Annotated in this window: 13 protein-coding genes and 1 pseudogene; 10 read left to right on the top strand and 4 right to left on the bottom strand. The window is 39.7% G+C overall.

The window, feature by feature from the left end; translation table 11 throughout:
* The first annotated feature begins 29 nt into the window (after positions 1-29).
* The 3 genes and pseudogenes from AB0756_RS02270 to AB0756_RS02260 all read left to right on the top strand — a co-directional run bounded on the left by AB0756_RS02270 (position 30) and on the right by AB0756_RS02260 (position 2,783).
* A complete protein-coding gene (locus tag AB0756_RS02270; protein WP_167844823.1) occupies positions 30-317 on the top strand; it encodes a hypothetical protein in 288 nt (95 codons plus the stop codon).
* Positions 318-385: 68 nt separating this feature from the next.
* Positions 386-1,474 (top strand): annotated as a pseudogene (locus AB0756_RS02265) (transposase); the annotation flags it as partial.
* An 88-nt stretch (positions 1,475-1,562) separates the two neighbouring features.
* Positions 1,563-2,783, top strand: a complete 1,221-nt coding sequence (locus AB0756_RS02260) for a PQQ-dependent sugar dehydrogenase (protein WP_167844825.1) — start codon at positions 1,563-1,565, stop codon at positions 2,781-2,783.
* Positions 2,784-2,908: 125 nt separating this feature from the next.
* Here the strand turns inward: AB0756_RS02260 and AB0756_RS02255 are convergent, their stop codons facing one another.
* Positions 2,909-3,877 carry an SMP-30/gluconolactonase/LRE family protein gene (locus tag AB0756_RS02255; protein WP_237266096.1) on the bottom strand — a complete coding sequence of 323 codons (969 nt, stop codon included), beginning with the start codon at positions 3,875-3,877 and terminating at the stop codon, positions 2,909-2,911.
* 1,261 nt (positions 3,878-5,138) lie between these two features.
* Here AB0756_RS02255 and AB0756_RS02250 point away from each other — a divergent pair.
* From AB0756_RS02250 to AB0756_RS02230, 5 genes are all read left to right on the top strand, one after another.
* Positions 5,139-6,296 carry a hypothetical protein gene (locus AB0756_RS02250; RefSeq protein WP_137986213.1) on the top strand — a complete coding sequence of 386 codons (1,158 nt, stop codon included), beginning with the start codon at positions 5,139-5,141 and terminating at the stop codon, positions 6,294-6,296.
* Between the two features lie 61 nt (positions 6,297-6,357).
* Positions 6,358-8,055 carry an ABC transporter ATP-binding protein/permease gene (locus AB0756_RS02245; RefSeq protein WP_038109523.1) on the top strand — a complete coding sequence of 566 codons (1,698 nt, stop codon included), beginning with the start codon at positions 6,358-6,360 and terminating at the stop codon, positions 8,053-8,055.
* A gap of 103 nt (positions 8,056-8,158) precedes the next feature.
* Complete coding sequence (locus tag AB0756_RS02240; RefSeq protein ID WP_050045556.1) at positions 8,159-9,127, top strand: aldo/keto reductase; 969 nt, start codon at positions 8,159-8,161, stop codon at positions 9,125-9,127.
* Between the two features lie 53 nt (positions 9,128-9,180).
* Positions 9,181-10,914: an ABC transporter ATP-binding protein/permease gene (locus AB0756_RS02235; RefSeq protein ID WP_050045555.1), complete on the top strand. Its 1,734-nt coding sequence runs from the start codon at positions 9,181-9,183 to the stop codon at positions 10,912-10,914.
* A gap of 126 nt (positions 10,915-11,040) precedes the next feature.
* Positions 11,041-11,643, top strand: coding sequence for a neutral zinc metallopeptidase (locus tag AB0756_RS02230; RefSeq protein WP_038082538.1), 603 nt, complete (start codon positions 11,041-11,043; stop codon positions 11,641-11,643).
* 140 nt (positions 11,644-11,783) lie between these two features.
* On the opposite strand, the gene AB0756_RS02225 is transcribed toward AB0756_RS02230, so the two are convergent.
* The 3 genes from AB0756_RS02225 to AB0756_RS02215 form a co-directional block, all read right to left on the bottom strand.
* Positions 11,784-13,070: a serine hydrolase gene (locus AB0756_RS02225; protein ID WP_038082537.1), complete on the bottom strand. Its 1,287-nt coding sequence runs from the start codon at positions 13,068-13,070 to the stop codon at positions 11,784-11,786.
* Positions 13,071-13,285: 215 nt separating this feature from the next.
* Positions 13,286-14,668 (bottom strand): oxygen-independent coproporphyrinogen III oxidase, encoded by a 1,383-nt coding sequence (gene hemN, locus AB0756_RS02220; protein ID WP_038082535.1) that lies wholly within the window; start codon positions 14,666-14,668, stop codon positions 13,286-13,288.
* A gap of 85 nt (positions 14,669-14,753) precedes the next feature.
* Positions 14,754-15,464 carry a biliverdin-producing heme oxygenase gene (locus tag AB0756_RS02215; protein WP_038082533.1) on the bottom strand — a complete coding sequence of 237 codons (711 nt, stop codon included), beginning with the start codon at positions 15,462-15,464 and terminating at the stop codon, positions 14,754-14,756.
* Positions 15,465-16,050: 586 nt separating this feature from the next.
* On the opposite strand from AB0756_RS02215, the gene acsF reads away from it, so the two are divergent.
* Both acsF and AB0756_RS02205 read left to right on the top strand, forming a co-directional pair.
* On the top strand, positions 16,051-17,127 hold the full coding sequence (gene acsF, locus AB0756_RS02210; RefSeq protein ID WP_038082542.1) for a magnesium-protoporphyrin IX monomethyl ester (oxidative) cyclase: 1,077 nt from the start codon (positions 16,051-16,053) through the stop codon (positions 17,125-17,127).
* A gap of 75 nt (positions 17,128-17,202) precedes the next feature.
* Positions 17,203-17,409 (top strand): hypothetical protein, encoded by a 207-nt coding sequence (locus AB0756_RS02205; protein ID WP_038082531.1) that lies wholly within the window; start codon positions 17,203-17,205, stop codon positions 17,407-17,409.
* The last annotated feature ends 222 nt before the right edge of the window (positions 17,410-17,631 follow it).

Genomic DNA, 17,631 nt, shown 5'->3' with positions numbered 1-17,631 from the left:
TACTAATTACGGGGGGAGTGAAGCATATCTTGGTTATTTTGAATCATATTTTAGGACAAAAGTTGAAATTTGTACGGCTAAAAGCTGTTTGTTTGCTTGGGGTTTTGTCCACTCAGGTTTTTAAAACTCCAATTCATATTATAGTGCAAAAAATCAACTCTGGCTCATTATTTGCTGCAAAGTTTTCTTTCGCTTTTTCCCGTAAGGCTTATTTTGCCGTTACTTATGGCTCAAGTTATGGTTCACAAACTGGCTCAAGTTATGGTTTAAGTCATATTCCCCCCCCTCAGCGATTATCATTCTTTGTCAAATGTTAACCTTTGTTTTGACTCAAAGCGGTTGCATTTGCAATTCTGTACCAAAATATGAGAAAAAGGGCGTTGAAATGCATATAAATCTTGCAAGAACAATGAAAAACATTCTTGCCCACGCCCAAAACTTAGTTTACACCTTACTATCACTAATGCCCTCTGTCTACCAACAGGAAAATCTTGAAGCTATGTTGGGATTGTTCTTAACAGCACAAGGTTATCCTTTACCTGAACATAGTAAAAGTAAGTCGAATAGCGCCTTAAGCCGATTTCTCAATATTTACAATTGGTCAACATTGAATGTAATTCGTACTACTCGCAACCGTATTATTCAGGAGATTTTATCCAATTGTCCTCAAGGACGTAAACCATTTCTACAAGTGATTATTGACCTGACCACTCTCGAAAAATCTGGAAAATTTAAGGGATTGTCAAATTTAATCCACGTCTACCACGGAAAACGCGGCTTGCATTTGGTTGTCGCGTATCTGGTTGTTGGTCGCTGGCGCGTTCCTTGGAGTTTTCGCGTCTGGAAAGGAAAAGGGACTCCTTCACCCGCACAGTTAGGATTGAAGCTGGTCAAATGTTTGCCGAAAAAACTCACCAAGCATTTCCAGGTTTTGGTTCTCGTCGATACAGCTTTTGGTAGCGTTGAGTTTCTACATGGTGTCCGAAAGCTGAAATACCACGTGATTGCTGGTATAGCTTGCACTCGTAAATTAACAGATGGACGTTGTGTTTCTCGATTACATAAGCGCGGACAACAGCTGCACCTTCACGGCTTGAAATTTCCTGTCTCTGTATCCTGGTACTACTTTAAACGTCATGATAGCAAGTATGAAAAACGATTTGTGGTCTCTACCAAAGCTCTCAAAGCCAGCACCATTTCTTGGTGGGGTAAACGTCGATGGCAGATCGAGGGGTGGTTTAAAACTGCAAAACACCGTTTCGGGTTGCATCGTTTTGGGCAAGGGACTCTTTTGGGCGTCTATCGTTGGTTGGTCTTGTCCCTGATTTCTTATGTTTTAGCCCATTGGGCTTACTTATCCACGGCGAGCGCCTCAAATGTGCCTGATTGGGGACAAGCCGCCGACATTGCATTCCAAACTCTATTTCCACACCTGGTTGTGTTGCTTCTTTTACATAATATTGAGCGCCTAAAAGAACTAGCACTTAGTCAAGGAATTAACATTCAAATTTCCAGGTGCAAGATCTGAGGTAGCCCCTTTTGATGGAAGCAAGCGATTATTTGTGAATGATACGCGTGGGAAGCTCTATGCGATCGTTAACGGTAGCGCTAGCGTTTACATGGATATTAAGAAATTAGTGGGCAAAAAATTTCTTGAACAAACCCAACAACAAGGCTTTACCTATTTTGCGTTTCACCCAGAGTTTGCTAAAAATGGACGTTTTTACACTGTCCATAGTGAGATTAAACAGAGGAAAAAACCTGATTTTCCAGTTACTAAAAGAATTATTGACAGTGCGAAAAAGACTATACAAAGTTCGCATCACGATGTCATTCGAGAGTGGACTGCCATAAACCCGTCTGCCAATACTTTTTCTGGAACATTCCGCGAGATTCTTCGTATCGAACAGCCTTATCCAGATCACAATGTAGGGCAATTGAGTTTTAACCCCAATGCCAAACCTGGTAACCCGGATTATGGTTTGCTTTATATTGCTGTTGCTGATGGCGGTAGCGATGGCTTTCCAGTTAGCAAGACAGATCCACTGGATAACGGGCAAGATCTGAGTACGCCACTTGGAAAAATTTTACGCATTGCTCCTGACGGTCATAATAGCACTAATCGTAAGTATGGTATCCCTTCTAATAATCCTTTTGTGGAGGATAACAATCCTAAAACATTAGGTGAGATTTGGGCATATGGATTGCGTAATCCTCATCGCTTCAGTTGGGATACGGGTGGTGAGGGTAAGATGTTGATTGTTGATATAGGTCAGGCTTTTATTGAGGAAGTGAATCTTGGCAAAAAAGGAGCTAATTACGGTTGGGGTGAGAGAGAAGGGACTTGGGTTATCAATGAAAATAACGAAAATGCTCTCTTGAGCTTGCCTCTTAACGATGCTGATTTGAATTACACTTATCCCGTTGCACAATACGACCACGATAAACCTATAGGAGCGCAAAAGTATTATGCTTTTGCGATCGCAGGTGGCTTTGTTTACCGAGGCAAAGCCATTCCTGAATTGATCGGTCAGTATGTTTTTGCCGACTTCTGCAATGATGGGCGATTTTTCCATGTCCCTGTTAATGACTTGATTGAAGGCAAACAAGCGAAAATAAAAGAATTGAGGTTGTTTCAGGGCGATCGCGAACGTTCTTTTCTCGACATAATTGGTCACAAACGCTCAGATGTCCGATTCGGAGTAGACCAAGAGGGAGAACTTTACGTAACATCTAAGAGCGATGGCAAAGTCAGAAAAATTGTTTCTTCGCAAAATAGGTAGTTTCAAAATTGATAATTCCTGATTTTTCATTACGAATTCTCAATGAGACATCTCCGAAAAAGAAGATAAAAACCTTGTGTAGTCTGAGTTGCTCACTCATTTCCGGAGATGCCTATTACAAATAATTACTGACCCGGTTTTATACCTGCAATATTGAGGCGGATACGATAAAGGCTAGTGGTTGCGGTAATGTAGAGTGACTTATAGTCGCGATCGCCCCACGCTACATTAGTCGAAACCTCTGGTACGTCAATCTTACCCAAAAGTTTCCCTGAGGGTGAAAAAACCCATACACCTCCCGGACCTGTACTATAAACATTACCTCGCACATCTACTTTCATACCATCCGGGACGCCCTGTTTGCTGGAGTCTTTTTGTTCTGCAAAAATTCGCCCGTTTTCTAACGTTCCATTTGACTTGATATCAAAAACACGAATGTGACTTTTTTCCGAATCATTTACATACAGCTTTTTCTCGTCAGGGGAAAAGGCAATTCCATTGGGGCGTACAAAATCATTTACCAACAGAGTTAGCTTTCCATCCGGTGTCAGACGATAAACACCATAAAAACCCAATTCCTCTTGCTCTTTACTAATGCCATAAGGCGGGTCAGTAAAGTAAATACTTCCATCTGATTTCACAACCAAGTCATTTGGGCTGTTGAGGCGTTTACCCTCATAATAGCTTGCAAGCGTGGTAATCTTGCCGTCTTTTTCAATGCGAGATACACGACGACCGCTATGTTCGCCCGCAATCAACCGTCCTTCTCGGTCTAATGTGTTACCATTAGCATTACCAGAAGGGCGACGAAATATCTCTGATTTTTTCTTTGGTATCCATTTATAGATACTGTTTTCAGCAATATCGCTAAAGAGTAAAAAGCCTTGTGGGTGCCAAAGCGGTCCTTCTGTAAATTTAAAACCTGTCGCTACTTTTTCCACCTGGGCGTTGAGACCAACAATTGCTTGCAGACCTTGCTTTCTATTTATATGACTTGGTTTTACTGAAGTCTTGTTGGCAAGAGATTTCAGAGCTTCAAGCTCTGAAGAACTCCTGGCTTCAGTAAAGTTGTTATTTGATGCTGCAAATAACACAGTCAAGGACAGGCTACATAAAGCAACCCTCAATATGGTGTTAGTTATGTTTCTCAAAAGCATCTATAGTCTGTATTACTAATTTACGTTTGCGGGATTTTCAGTCAATAAGATTTGTGGGATTGAAAAAGGCAAAAGGCAGAAGCTGTTGTACAGAAGGGGATTCTGACCCCTCTTGTTCAACAGCCACCAAATTGAAAATTTGGTGGGGGTATTAAACTCTTGCTCCTTCGAGTCGCACACCCGTATCGACGGTGTCAGGCAGAAGGGATTTATCCCTTCTGCCTTTTGCCCTTTGGTATCTGCCTTTCTTGGTAAAGAAAAATACTTTTCTTACATAGATATATCACATTTACGCTATTCATCAAGCCTTTTTACAACCAAACACAGTTGTGATTGTGGGCATAGTTGCAACTTTAGCCCATTATGTTAAAAAATTTACAACATCCTCCCTAATTCCTCACTTTTTGCACGTATTGTGAAAATATGGTAATAAATAGTCATTTTACAGACAAAGACACTGTCCTAAGCTAATGCGTTGATAAGCGGCACTTATTCATTAAGGAGGTTGTTAGCGATTAATCGTTAGTTGCTACAGAAGCGCCTATTGTCAGTATTAGATCGCCAACTATTAACAATCTTTGTGTGAAAAGATGCCACTTCAATGTATGGCAGCTTAGATCGGGGGCTTACGCAACTTCAACGATGTGTTCGGGATTTCACAGGTTGTAGATCCCCTCATCTCTCCTTTTTAAAGGCTGCTTTGTGTAAGTTCCTCTAGCTTTCGTTTTTTAATAAGACATCTATCATTAGGAATATCAATTGTGTATAATTGGGAAGAAAAGAACTGTATACTTAAATCTACAATACTCATAACAACAAAATTCTTGTCACTGACAGGAACTAAATACATTTGTATGTGCATTGCGCCTATATAGGTATTGTCTTTTCCATGGGTTTGTAACACCGATTCTCTCTATACAAAGCAAGATATTAAGATCCCTCTAAATCCACCCACTTGCTACAAGTTGGGAAACCTGGATACCAGTTCTCTGGGGAGAGAAACCCTCCTACATCACTAGCTCCCCAAGGCAGTGGCTCTTCTAGACAAGGGAAACTTGGAGAAATTTCCCCCTTTTTTAGCAGAGTCTAAAAGCTATTGTCTGCTGCCAACCCAACATTTAAAGAAACAGTATAAAGAGTTGCTCTGTGCGCTCAATTTTTCGCTCGTATTCCTTTTGATGAAATACTTTCTCTGTAAGTGAAGAAATTTTTTATTCCACCAAAACTTATACAGCAACAGCACGTAATATTACTATGTGTTTTGATTTCATTGATTTGCCTGGGCTTGAGTAAATTCCACAATCAAGTCTTGGGGGAAATTACAACGCACTCAAAAGCAGTTAAGGCTGTCGGAGAAGTAACTCGTATAGTTTACGATGGACGGACAGCTTTCCGACTTACAGATGGTTGTACCGAAGCCGTTGTTGTACCCGAAATTGGTCGAGTTATGCATTATGGCTTTATAGGAGAAACCAACTTTTTGTGGAATTCTACTCAAAAAAATTACAACAAGGACGAATGGCATAACTGGGGTGGTGATAAAACCTGGCCCGCCCCACAATTATGGTGGCCTGCGATCGGCGGACGTAGCTGGCCTCCTGATGGAAGTTGGGATGGTAGCCCTCACAAGACAAAAATATTATCTAACAATCGCTTGCAAACAATGAGCGAAATATCGCCCGGACTCGGTGCTCTTATCCTGCGAGAATATTGGTTTGAGAAAGATGGAAACTTTGTTATCAGGCAAATAGTGGAAAAAAAGAAGGGCGATCCGTTGTTGATATCGATTTGGAATGTGACTCAGATTGTGCCAACAGACGCTATCTTTGTGCCACTTAACCCAAAAAGCCCATACAAGCAGAATTTCCATTGGATAACACCTCCACCAAATGAATCTCCTGTAGTCGAGGCTACATCTACATTATTACAATTAAGACCTTTAGAGGGGTCTTCCTCTGTTTCTCACAACAACTATAAAATAGGTGCTGATTCTTTAGTTACAGCGCTAGCTGCTGTTAAGAATGGGGTAGCTATGGTTGAACGGGCTTCTCACACACCTGGAGACTACCCCGACGGTGCTGTTGGCAGTGGTTTTTCTATAGAAGTTTACAATCAAGGAGATTCTAAACTGTTTTACAACGAATTAGAACTTCTTTCTCCCTTACTCCCTTTAAGGAAGGGTAATCGTATCGAACACACTGTACGTTGGAGCCTTCAGCGATTACCCTCAAACGACGTCACTGCTGCTACAACACGGGCTGTTATTGAAAAGCTACTGACAACTCCCGTTACAAATGACAAAAAAGCAATGACAAAGCTTTTACAGACACGCTCTACAACTAAAGATCTTTGTTAATTCAGTACTTGTAAATACAACGGTTAGTTCTTTGAGAATATATGGAGTATCACATAGAGCTATGAGACGCTTGAATGTTCAGTTTCTCCAGCAATTTTGGAGTATCGCCAAACTTTACTGGTTTGGAAATGAAAAATGGGGAGCGATTGCAATGCTCTCAACACTCATCATTCTTGTGATAGTGTCTACACATATAGATGTTTTGGCAAATGCTCAACAAGGTAATGTACTTTCTGCTCTTGCTACTCAAGATAGTAGTCGATTCTGGACAACTACCAGGAACTTGTTTGGTTTATATCTAATAATGGTTGCTATTTGGAGCAGTTATAACTTTATACGAAAAAAACTGACGCTTTATTGGCGACGTTGGTTAACCCATCATTTTCTAGAAAAATATTTTGGAAATCGAGCTTTTTACGAATTGAGCCAATCTCATCAAGAACTTGATAATCCAGATCAACGGATATCGGAAGATACTTATAAGTTTGCCGATGGGTTTTTATCATTCTTTTTTGATATGTTTCATTCCAGTATTAAAGTAATTGCTTTTAGTGCAGTACTTTGGGGAATTTCAAAAACTCTGATGATAGTTTTGATCGTTTATGCTAGTACTGGTACCATCTTTTCAATTGGTTTCTTCGGACGAAAATTAGTTAAGCTCCATTTCGCTCAGAGAAAAAAAGAAGGTAATTTTCGTTTTGGTTTAGTCCGTCTCCGGGAAAATGCAGAATCTATTGCCTTTTATCGGGGAGAAGCACAAGAAGCTCACCAACTTAACCTTTTATTTAATCAAGTCTTTAATAACTTCAATAAATTGCTTCTTTGGCAGGAATTTAACTTAAACGCTTTTATTAAATTCTATGAGTTTATTCCTAGTATTTTACCAGCTATAATTGTTGCCCCTCAAATTCTTTCCGGTCAAATAGAAGTTGGTAAATTTGGAGAAGCTCAAGGAGCATTCATGTCTCTTTTTAGATCTATGTTTGTGATTGCTAACACTTTTCACGAACTGGTTATGTTTGCAGCTAGCACTGAGCGTTTATCAGAGTTATATACTTTCTTGCAACAACCCTTATCACAAAGCAAATATCAACCAATTTCTCATACCACTATCAAGACAGTAGAAGATAAACATTTAGCTCTTCAAAATTTGACGTTGTACACACCAAATTATCAAAGAATCTTGTGTCAGGATATCTCCGTAAAACTGCAACCCGGTCAAGGACTGTTAATTATGGGAACAAGTGGCTGTGGAAAAAGTTCTTTGTTGCGAGCGATCGCAGGTTTGTGGAATTCTGGTAACGGTAGAATTACCAGACCAAAACTAGAGGAAATACTATTTTTACCTCAGCGTCCTTATATGCTTTTGGGGACACTTCGCAACCAGTTAGTGTACCCTCAAACTCATGTGAATCTGACTGACAGTGAACTCCATCAAGTCTTGCAGCAAATTAACCTTTCAGATCTAGCACAAAGATTTGGTGGTTTTGATGTAGAAAAAGATTGGCATGATGTACTTTCTTTAGGGGAACAGCAGCGTGTTGCCTTTGCCCGAATTCTAATTGCCAAACCCAAGTACGTGATTCTAGACGAAGCGACAAGTGCTTTAGATGTCAAGAATGAAGAGAATTTATATCGGCATTTATTAGAGACAAAAACAACATTTATCAGTGTTGGTCATCGTCCCAGTTTGTTGAAATATCACCAGACGATCTTAGAAATATTAGATAGCAAACAATGGAAAGTTCAACAAGTGTAAAGTATTCACGACAGCATTGTAATAACAGAGTTAATATAAAATCTTTGTTATTTTGAATTGCATTTGATATGTACAATCATTTTGTTTATTTTGGAGAAACATTATGATAGAAAAAACAACGCGACGGAATTTCTTACTAAGCAGTGTTGCGGTTGCGAGCGGTATTGTAGGAGCTAATAGCTTGCAAACTGAAACATCCAATGCTGCTATTACACCAGCAACCATGCTAGAACGAGTTCTTGGACGTACAGGAGTTAGTGTCCCAATATTTGGTTTGGGAGGAGCGTCTGCTAAATCACCTCTATCCAAAGAAGGAAAAGAACAGGATGCCATAGCGATTATTGAAAAAGCATTGGAATTGGGTATCCGTTACTTTGATACAGCTGCCAGTTATGGACCAAGTGAAGATTATTTAGGTAAAGTTTTACCCTCGCATCGTTCCAAGATATTTTTAGCAAGTAAGACTTATGAAAAAGATCGCGATGGAGTGTGGCGAGAATTAGAGCGATCGCTCAAACGTTTGAAGACAGATTATCTTGATTTATGGCAGTTGCATAGTGTAGCTTTTCCCAAACAACTAAAAACTATCTTTAGTAAATCGGGAGGAATTCAAGCATTAGAGGAAGCTCAACAGCAGAAACTTGTGCGGTTCGTTGGTATTACAGGACATCGAGAACCAGATGTTATGCTAGAAGCTTTACGCCGCTATCCTTTTCACACTGCCTTAATACCCGTGAATGCGGTAGAAAAACACCATCCGCGTCCGTTTTTTCCCGAGATTTTATTAGAAACTCAGAAACAGAATATAGGTGTCATAGCCATGAAAGTGCCTGCATATGGAAAGTTATTTCAAGCAGGTGGTTTGACAAGTATGTTGCAAGCTATGAGTTACACCTTGTCCCAATCTGGAGTCCATTGTTGCATCATTTCTGCAGATAATGTCAGACAATTGGAAGACAATGTTAACGCAGCACGCATTGTCCGGCAACTCACTGACGAGCAACTCACAGCCATTGAGCAACGTACTGCCACAATTTGGCAGGATACTACATTCTATAGAGCTTGGGGTTAGTAAAAAATTAGCGTGGGATGAATTAAGCTCTGAATTTGCGTCTGTTTTGATTTATGGAAAAAAACTCTGTTGCCTTTGGTTTGGAAAAATATCTCAAAAATAATCTACAATACTTCAAGCAATTTTGGGCGATCTCCAAACTCTTCTGGTGTAGTAATAAAAAGTGGCTGGCGATTTCTTTAGCCTTTATGCTTTTAGTGCTATTGCAAGCGACCACTCAGTTGAGTGTTATGTCCAACATACAACAGGGTAATTTTCTTTCTGCACTTGCAGCAAAAGATCCTCAGAGATTCTGGACAAGTATTGGATTATTTCTAGGGTTACAAATTACATCAGTTTTGTTGTGGTCTGGCTACACTTATATCCGATTTAAACTTATTTTGTATTGGAGGTATTGGTTAACCAATCATTTTATCAGTCAATATTTAAGCAATCGGGCTTTTTATGAAATCAGCCAATTGCACAAAGATATTGATAACCCCGATCAGCGTATAACTGAAGATATTCAAGGTTTCACAGAAGTGACTTTTTCCATCTTTTTGGATGTTTTTAATACTGTCATACAAGTCATTGCTTTCAGTGGAATTCTTTGGGCTATCTCACCAAATCTCATGATTTTTCTGTTAATTTATTCTGGAACTGCTACTTTGATTGCAACTGGATTCTTTGGCAGAAAATTAGTTAACATTAATTTTAATCAACAGAAAAAAGAGGGCAATTTTCGTTTTGGTTTAATTCGTCTGCGAGAAAATGCTGAATCTATTGCCTTTTATAGAGGGGAATCACAGGAAACAAATGTTCTCAGATCGCTCTTCGAGCAAGTCTATAAAAATTTGGATTATTGGATACGCTGGCAGCATTTATATTTTGGTTCTTTTATTAGATTTTATGAAGTAATTCCTGTTATTCTACCAGCTATATTTATTGCTCCAAGAGTTCTTTCAGGTGAACTAGAAATTGGTAAAATTGCAGAAGCTCAAGGAGCATTTTTAGCTTTGTTTAGAGCTATGTATTTAATTGTGAGAAGATTTGAAAATTTAACTAGTTTGGGCGCAGGAATTGAACGTTTATCTGAATTTTATAATATCCTTCAACAACCAAGAACAGATATTAAAAGAGAGACGGTTAGCTATCCAATAATTAAGACTATAGAAAACAACTCTATAGCTATCCAAGGTTTGACCTTGTATACGCCAAACTATCAGAGAACCTTGTGCCAGTCTATTTCAATAGAACTGCAAGCAGGACAAGGACTGTTAGTTCAGGGTACAAGTGGGTGTGGAAAAAGTTCTTTACTGCGAGCGATCGCAGGTTTATGGAACTGCGGTAGTGGTACGATTATTCGACCCAAACTAGAGGAGATACTCTTTTTACCCCAGCGTCCTTACATGGTTTTGGGGACTCTTCGGCAGCAGTTAGTCTATCCTCAAACTCATGCCAATCCGACTGATAGCGAACTCCATCAAATTTTGCAACAAATTAACTTACCATATCTAGCAGAAAGATTCGGTGGTTTCGATACTGAAAAAGACTGGCCTCATGTCCTTTCTTTAGGAGAACAGCAGCGTGTTGCCTTTGCCCGAATCTTGCTTGCCAAACCGAAATACGTAATTCTGGATGAAGCGACGAGTGCTTTGGATGTCAAGAATGAAGAGAGTTTTTATCAACATTTATTGGAGACAGGAGCCACATTCATCAGTGTTGGCCATCGTCCCAGTTTGTTGAAATATCACCAGACGATTTTAGAACTATTAGATAGCAAAGAGTGGAAAATCCAACAAATATAAAGCATCGATCGCCACAGCAACGACACGTGGAAGCGGTATTGTTGAGATTGTAGTGTTTGTAGAAGGCACCAAAGGAACCAAGAAATTTTTCCGTCTTCTATATGTACTAGTAAATCTGAGGTGATAATGAAGGCACTCAAGGTACTGACTGCGACCTTAATCAGTATTGGATCTGTGCTAGTGAGTTTACCTGCTAAAGCAGAAACAGCACCCCAAACTGTAATCGATGGAGTTTATGCCGGAATTCAACATATTCACGGTTATAAAGCAACACCAAAATTGGTCTGGGGCGTTGCACGAGGACGGCGCGGTGGTTGCGGGGTTATTTTAGGTAGCCAGTACTGCAAACGCAATCACACTGTTTACATTACTGCTCAAGATATTAGAATGGCTTATCAGCACGGGGACGCTGCTCTAGCTTACATTATTGGTCACGAGTATGCCCATGCTATGCAGACAGCTTATGGTTTTCAACCAAGAGTGACGCCCATCTCAGAACTACAAGCAGATTGTTTGGCAGGTGTTTACTTGGGATTAATTCCTAATATTGTTTTTGATAAAAAAGATATTTTGGAAATTGCAACTCTCGCTCATCGAATTGGAGATTATCAATGGGGTCACAGACACCATCATGGAACGCCAGAACAACGTGTGAGGGCTGTTGTTCTGGGAATGAAAGGTGCTGTTAATGGAAGAGGTACTCGTACTTGCCAAATTCGCAGAATCTAAGTCCATGTAAATTGCTCTAACGAGCTAGATGCATACACCAGACAGAACCTTCCGCTAAAGGCATTCCCAGGCTCAGCCTGGGAACAAAGCGATCGCCCACATCACAAGAGATATTGGAACTTTTTGTGATTCAGAAGCCCTTAAGGTTGACGAGTCAGCTTTGGTTGATTGATATAGCCATAGACAAGTTTGGAAATTTGACTGATAAATTCTCGTGCTCTTGTATCACCAAAAGGTCTTTTAACAAAAATCCCTGCCAAATAACGTTTGCCTGTAGGTAGCTCGACAATACCTGCATCCCCAAGAATAATTCCAAGGGTTCCTGTTTTATGAGCGATCGTCGCACCTTTACCCAGCCCGGATGGCAACAACCTTCTGTTCTCCACCCGACGCATGATACCCAAAGCTTTGGAACGGCTTGTGTTAGTGAGCAGTTTATCGTTATCAATCATCACCGACAGCCTAGCTAAATCTTTAGGGCTGGTTGTATTCGTTCCTTTAAAATCACCTAATAAATTGCGAATAACAGTATTTTGCAGTCCCCAACTCCGAAACCGCTGATTTAATTTAGCCTTACCACCCAAACGGTCAATGATCATGTTGGTGGCAGTATTGTCACTAATAGTAATCATCTTAGTAGCAGTCTCCAAAACACTGAGTTTGGTTCCCACTGGTTTAAATTGCAAGACTCCGGAACCTGCAGCTTCAGCTTTCAAATCGCGCCGCAAGACTAGAGTGTCATTGAGTTTAACTTTACCAGCGTCTATATCTTGAAATAGAGCAATCAGAATAGGATATTTGATGGTACTAGCAGCCGGAAATACCTTTTCCCCATAGATATCTAAATAATTACCTGTCTCTAAATCCAGGAAAAACATCCCTGGTGAAAGAAAGCTGTAACGAGACATCAACTTTTTGACCTGAGGATAAATCTGTGACATTTCCTTGTTGAGTGGAACAGTCCCCGCAAAGGTAAATTCGTTGCTGATTTCAATAGGAATTTTTTCTTCACTGGATGTCGTATTTTCAGGTGTGGTGCGATCGATGGATGAAAATCTGACTATCCAGTGAGAGGAAGAATCTCCTTTAACCAGTGAGTTTTCTGGAGAAACGGTATAACCGGGTGCTAATTCAATCACCATTCTGGTTGTTTTAGGGTCTGGCTGTCCGATACGAATCTCCCGAACGGCGGACCCAAAACTTTTACGAACTGTATTATCATCTAAGTTAGTGGTTCCAGGTAGATCGATAACCAGTCTTGTTGGGTTATTGAGTAGAAAAGCTTGAGGTCTGATTCCAGAATCTGTGGTTAGGTCAAGCTGATTTTTAGCCGGGTCAAAGCGCCAAGACTGCAAACGTGCTGCGAAGGCTGGAGACGATAGCAGCATTATGCTAATGGCACTGAGTAATAGAACACGTAATCTCATCTGCGTAATTTTAGAGCGAGAGTTGAATTGGCTTGCAAAAATTTTCCAGGTGTTGACAATCTTGTCCGGAAGAAAACCACATCCAAGTGTAGTAACCTATTTTGGTGTACTTTCTACCTAACAAAGTTTTGACTCAGTTTTAACCTGCTTAGTTCGCAACGACAATCTACAAATCACTCAATTCTTAGCAGATGGCTGGGTTTGCAATGTTACATTCAGATAGCACGTGAAAATCTCTGTTCTTGCTTCTTCACGTGTGTATCAAAGAGAACAACTATATTTCTCACCAATAACCGACCAATCTCCGTAACGCTAATATGGTTTTTCGATAATCTAACGAGTCCATCCTCTTCCAAGCGCTTTAACTCTTCTAACTCAGGTGCAAAATATTCATCAAAGTTGAGGTGGTACTTGTGTTCAATATCTTGCTTGTAAAGTTGAAAATGACACATTATACTCATGATAATTTCCCGTCTGAGGATATCATCTTGAGTCAGTCTAATGCCTCTACTCGTTGGTAAAAGCCCTCTATCTATTGCTTGGTAGTAATCTTTCAGTTGCTTGTAGTTTTGAGTGTAAGTATCTTCAAGCATACTGATAGATGTTGCACCAAGACCAAACAGTTCTGCTTGTGCTAGAGTTGTGTAGCCTTGGAAGTTACGCTTTAAGGTACGATCGCGTTGGGAAACAGCCAATTCATCATTAGGTTTGGCAAAGTGATCCATACCAATAAACAAGTACTGATGATTTGTCAGTTCCTCAACAGTCATTTTGAGGATTTCTAACTTTTCCTCTGCTTTTGGAAGTGCATCAAGTGAAATATTTTGCTGCACTGGCTTGAGCCACGGAACATAAGCAAAGTTAAAAACAGCAATCCTATCGGGGTTGAGTGCGATGGTTTTTCTCAGCGTTTCTTGAAAAGTTTCAACAGTTTGATGGGGTAGACCGTAAATGAGATCTACATTCACGCTTTCAAACTTTGCTTCTTGAATGGAGTTCATGACATCAAACAGCATCTCTTCCGGTTGAATGCGGTTAACTGCTGCTTGAACTTGAGTATTAAAGTCTTGAATTCCAAAGCTAATTCGATTAAACCCAATTTCTCGCAAAGAGAAAATGTAGTTTTTATCGATATAGCGAGGATTAATTTCTATTGAAACCTCTGCTGTTGGGCTAACATCAAAGTTTTGAGTGATATTTTTCCACAGATGTTCTACTTGTTCCAAACTCAAGTAGTTTGGGGTTCCACCACCCCAATGAATTTGAAACACTCTTCTATCTGCATCAATTAGGCTAGCTGTTTTTTGAATGTCTCGAACCAAATAATCTACATAAGGCTTGGCAATATTTTTGTTGTTAGAAATCACAACATTACAACCACAAAAATAGCAAGCACTTTGACAAAAGGGAATGTGGAAATATAAAGATAGAGGAGACTTTCTTTGATTTGAGGCTGCGATCGCGGTTTGAAAATCTCTCTCTGTAAATTCTTCAGTTAACTCAGTAGCGGGTGGGTAACTAGTGTATCTAGGTACGGGAGTATCATACTTTTTGATGATATCGAAGTCAAACTTGACACCAGGAATTTGAAAAACCATTGGGGTGATTTCAATAGATGTACAAAGGATAAGATTGCTGTAGTTTGGGAAACATAGGGTGGGGAGTACCCACCCTACTTAAACGCTAATAACTATTAGCCGTACTACCAGAGTTGTTACCATTGATGAGAGTATTAAACATTGCTTGACCGATCTTTTTAATAAGACCTTCTTCCAATTCTTGCGCTATCTGCATATTCAATAGAAAAGCATGATTGGCTTCTGCAACAATTTTGTCTGCTGTTCCTTCATCTACGGGTAACGAATCCAAAGCTTGGCGATACCGATCCTTAAATGCCTTCTTATCCGGAATTTGCTCAAAATTGTAAAAAGAGGTACCTTCATAACCTGAAAGCTTTAAAACGGATTGAGCAACTTTTTGCAACATCTGACCCCCAGAAAGGTCACCCATGTAGCGAGTATAAGCGTGACCTATTAATAATGCGGGTTCATGAGCCGACAATTCTCGAATCCGGGCTATGTAGTTTTGAGTCGCTTTTAGAGGTAAACTTTGTCCTCTCCAGTCATAACCGTAGTAAAACTGTAAATCTTGTTCCAGATTAGCTTTACGATTGAGTTCTGGAAAATATACAGGATTAATTAAAGAATGGTCTTTGTGTTCCTCTAATGCTGCTTCTAATTCACCATAAATGTAATATAAATTACCTAAAAAATTTGCAAAGCCGTTTCTATCAACAACTCCTTGAAGAAAACATTTCATGAATCCCATATTTTCAATCGCTGCATGAGATTGTTGGGTTCCACAGCGAAGTTTTTGAGCTAGATTACTACTCATCTTGGTGGCAATTTTGTTAAAAATATACAGTGGGTTGAACAGTTATCAGTTAACTGTTCGCTGCTAACTGTTCGCGGGCAGGATTTTTGCAGAATTTTTACACCCGATCGGGCAATTTCTTGACCCTCTATTAATACTGCCTCTTTCTCACTTGTTAACTCAATAAGCATTTTTTCACTGGAATTAAATGCAGTTTATCGCTAACGTCAAAGGTAGGGGCAACTCGTTATTTTCGGTTATGAGCAAAACTGTATCAGCAAATACCAATGCCAATCGCAGCATTTTACTTTGTTCACAACTATTTCAAATATATAACTTTCAACAGTTCTGAAACCACTAAACTATAAATATTTATTTATAATCGGTGAATGATAACCAACAAAGAGTTAATTTATATACTCTAAGTTAGAAAATTTGGAGCGATGAGAGTAGTTAATGCCCATCACATTCATTTTTGAGGTAGCTATGACCCTTACTACTAAATATTTTTAAAAATAACTTTTTTAAAAATATTTAAAAATTGATAGATTTTTATCAAAAATTATGGTTAGATAGCTTTAAAAACATTAACCAATTACATATTCTCATGGCTAAGACTCTTCATACTTTGGAGCCTGAGTTGCTTAAGCCTGGTGTTAAAGCGCCTGTCAAAGAAACATTGCTAACACCTCGGTTTTATACCACTGACTTTGAGGCTGTAGCGCAGATGGATATATCAGCACACGAGCCTGAGTTACGGGCTATTGTGGAAGAATTACGAGCTGACTACAACCGCCATCATTTTGTACGCGATTCTGAGTTTGAGCAGAGTTGGGAACACATTGATGGAGAAACGCGCCGTTCTTTTATTGAGTTTTTAGAACGCTCTTGTACGTCAGAATTCTCTGGGTTTCTTCTATTTAAAGAGTTATCACGCAGACTAAAAGACCGAAATCCCATTTTGGCAGATGCGTTTCATTTTATGGCAAGGGATGAAGCCCGCCATGCTGGATTTTTGAATAAGGCAATGTCAGATTTTAATCTCTCCCTGGATTTGCGTTATCTGACAAAAAATCGCACTTATACTTTTTTCCCACCAGAGTGGATTATTTACACGGTTTACCTGTCTGAGAAAATTGGTTACTGGCGCTATATTCTCATGTTCCGTCATTTAGAGTCCCATCCAGATCGGCGATTCTATCCTCTTTTCCGTTACTTTGAGAGTTGGTGTCAGGATGAAAATCGACATGGAGATTTCTTTAAAGCGCTGTTGCGATCGCAACCCCAATTATGGAACAATTGGAAATCTCGTTTGTGGGTTCGTTTTTTCCTCTTGTCTGTCTTTGCGACCCATACTTTGACAGTGCTTGAACGTGCAGCTTTTTATCGGTCTGTTGGAATCAATCCCTACGAGTATAATGTCCAAGTGATCGAAAAGACGAATGAAACAGCAGCACGGGCGTTTCCTGTGATTTTAAATACAAAGCATCCAGATTTTTTTGAGCGGCTCGAACAGTGTTCGGATATCCAATTTAAAATGGCATTGATCGACCGAAGCAATCTCCCGCAAATTGTCAAATTCTTCAAAAAGTTACCCTTACTACTCTCAATCTTTGGGCATTTGTTGCGGCTTTACTTGATGAAACCCATTAACGCTGAATCCTCTCGGAAAGCGGTTTGTTGAGAGACTTCGTGCAGACCGGGTAAACGTAGAGTAAATTAAAGGGGGATTAAATTCGGATGTAGTATCAAAAACACAATGACTATTTGGGTAAACGAACAAATAGATCCATCAGGCATGATCCATGCCTGTATTGCTTGCTGTGATGAATCCCAAGCTTTAGCTTGCCATGAGTCCTTCAAGCAAAACTTGACTGAGATACAAAAAACATGGGGGTGGGTAGCGCGATTGCGGACAGTGGATTCTTGGGATGAAGTCCCAGTCAATGCCTTAAAGCTGAATTAATCTTTGTAGAGACGCACTTTCATAAAAGCGTCTCTACACCAAGTACTTATGCTAAATCCGATCGAGTACTAGGTTAAGAAAAGATAAGGTAGAGATGAAAGATGAATTTTTTATTAAAAATCTTATATGCGAGTTGGGGTTTCACAACAATTTGCTAACTTTCTGCGCTATTAAAGAGTTATCATCAAAACAAAATATGAATTGAAAAACTTGTAAAAAAAC

This window comes from Tolypothrix campylonemoides VB511288_2 (genome assembly GCF_045999855.1).
GTDB lineage: Bacteria > Cyanobacteriota > Cyanobacteriia > Cyanobacteriales > Nostocaceae > Scytonema > Scytonema bouteillei_A.
The sequence above is the reverse complement of the archived record's forward strand: the minus strand, read 5'-3'. Positions and strand labels throughout refer to the sequence as shown.

What these genes read in the sequence shown, in the direction of transcription:
- hemN (WP_038082535.1), bottom strand. Translation starts at nt 14,668, where the DNA reads ATGGTTTTTCAAATTCCTGGTGTCAAGTTTGACTTCGATATCATCAAA.
- AB0756_RS02230 (WP_038082538.1), top strand. Translation starts at nt 11,041, where the DNA reads ATGAAGGCACTCAAGGTACTGACTGCGACCTTAATCAGTATTGGATCT.
- AB0756_RS02235 (WP_050045555.1), top strand. Translation starts at nt 9,181, where the DNA reads ATGGAAAAAAACTCTGTTGCCTTTGGTTTGGAAAAATATCTCAAAAAT.
- AB0756_RS02240 (WP_050045556.1), top strand. Translation starts at nt 8,159, where the DNA reads ATGATAGAAAAAACAACGCGACGGAATTTCTTACTAAGCAGTGTTGCG.
- AB0756_RS02245 (WP_038109523.1), top strand. Translation starts at nt 6,358, where the DNA reads ATGAGACGCTTGAATGTTCAGTTTCTCCAGCAATTTTGGAGTATCGCC.
- AB0756_RS02215 (WP_038082533.1), bottom strand. Translation starts at nt 15,464, where the DNA reads ATGAGTAGTAATCTAGCTCAAAAACTTCGCTGTGGAACCCAACAATCT.
- acsF (WP_038082542.1), top strand. Translation starts at nt 16,051, where the DNA reads ATGGCTAAGACTCTTCATACTTTGGAGCCTGAGTTGCTTAAGCCTGGT.
- AB0756_RS02225 (WP_038082537.1), bottom strand. Translation starts at nt 13,070, where the DNA reads ATGAGATTACGTGTTCTATTACTCAGTGCCATTAGCATAATGCTGCTA.
- AB0756_RS02205 (WP_038082531.1), top strand. Translation starts at nt 17,203, where the DNA reads ATGACTATTTGGGTAAACGAACAAATAGATCCATCAGGCATGATCCAT.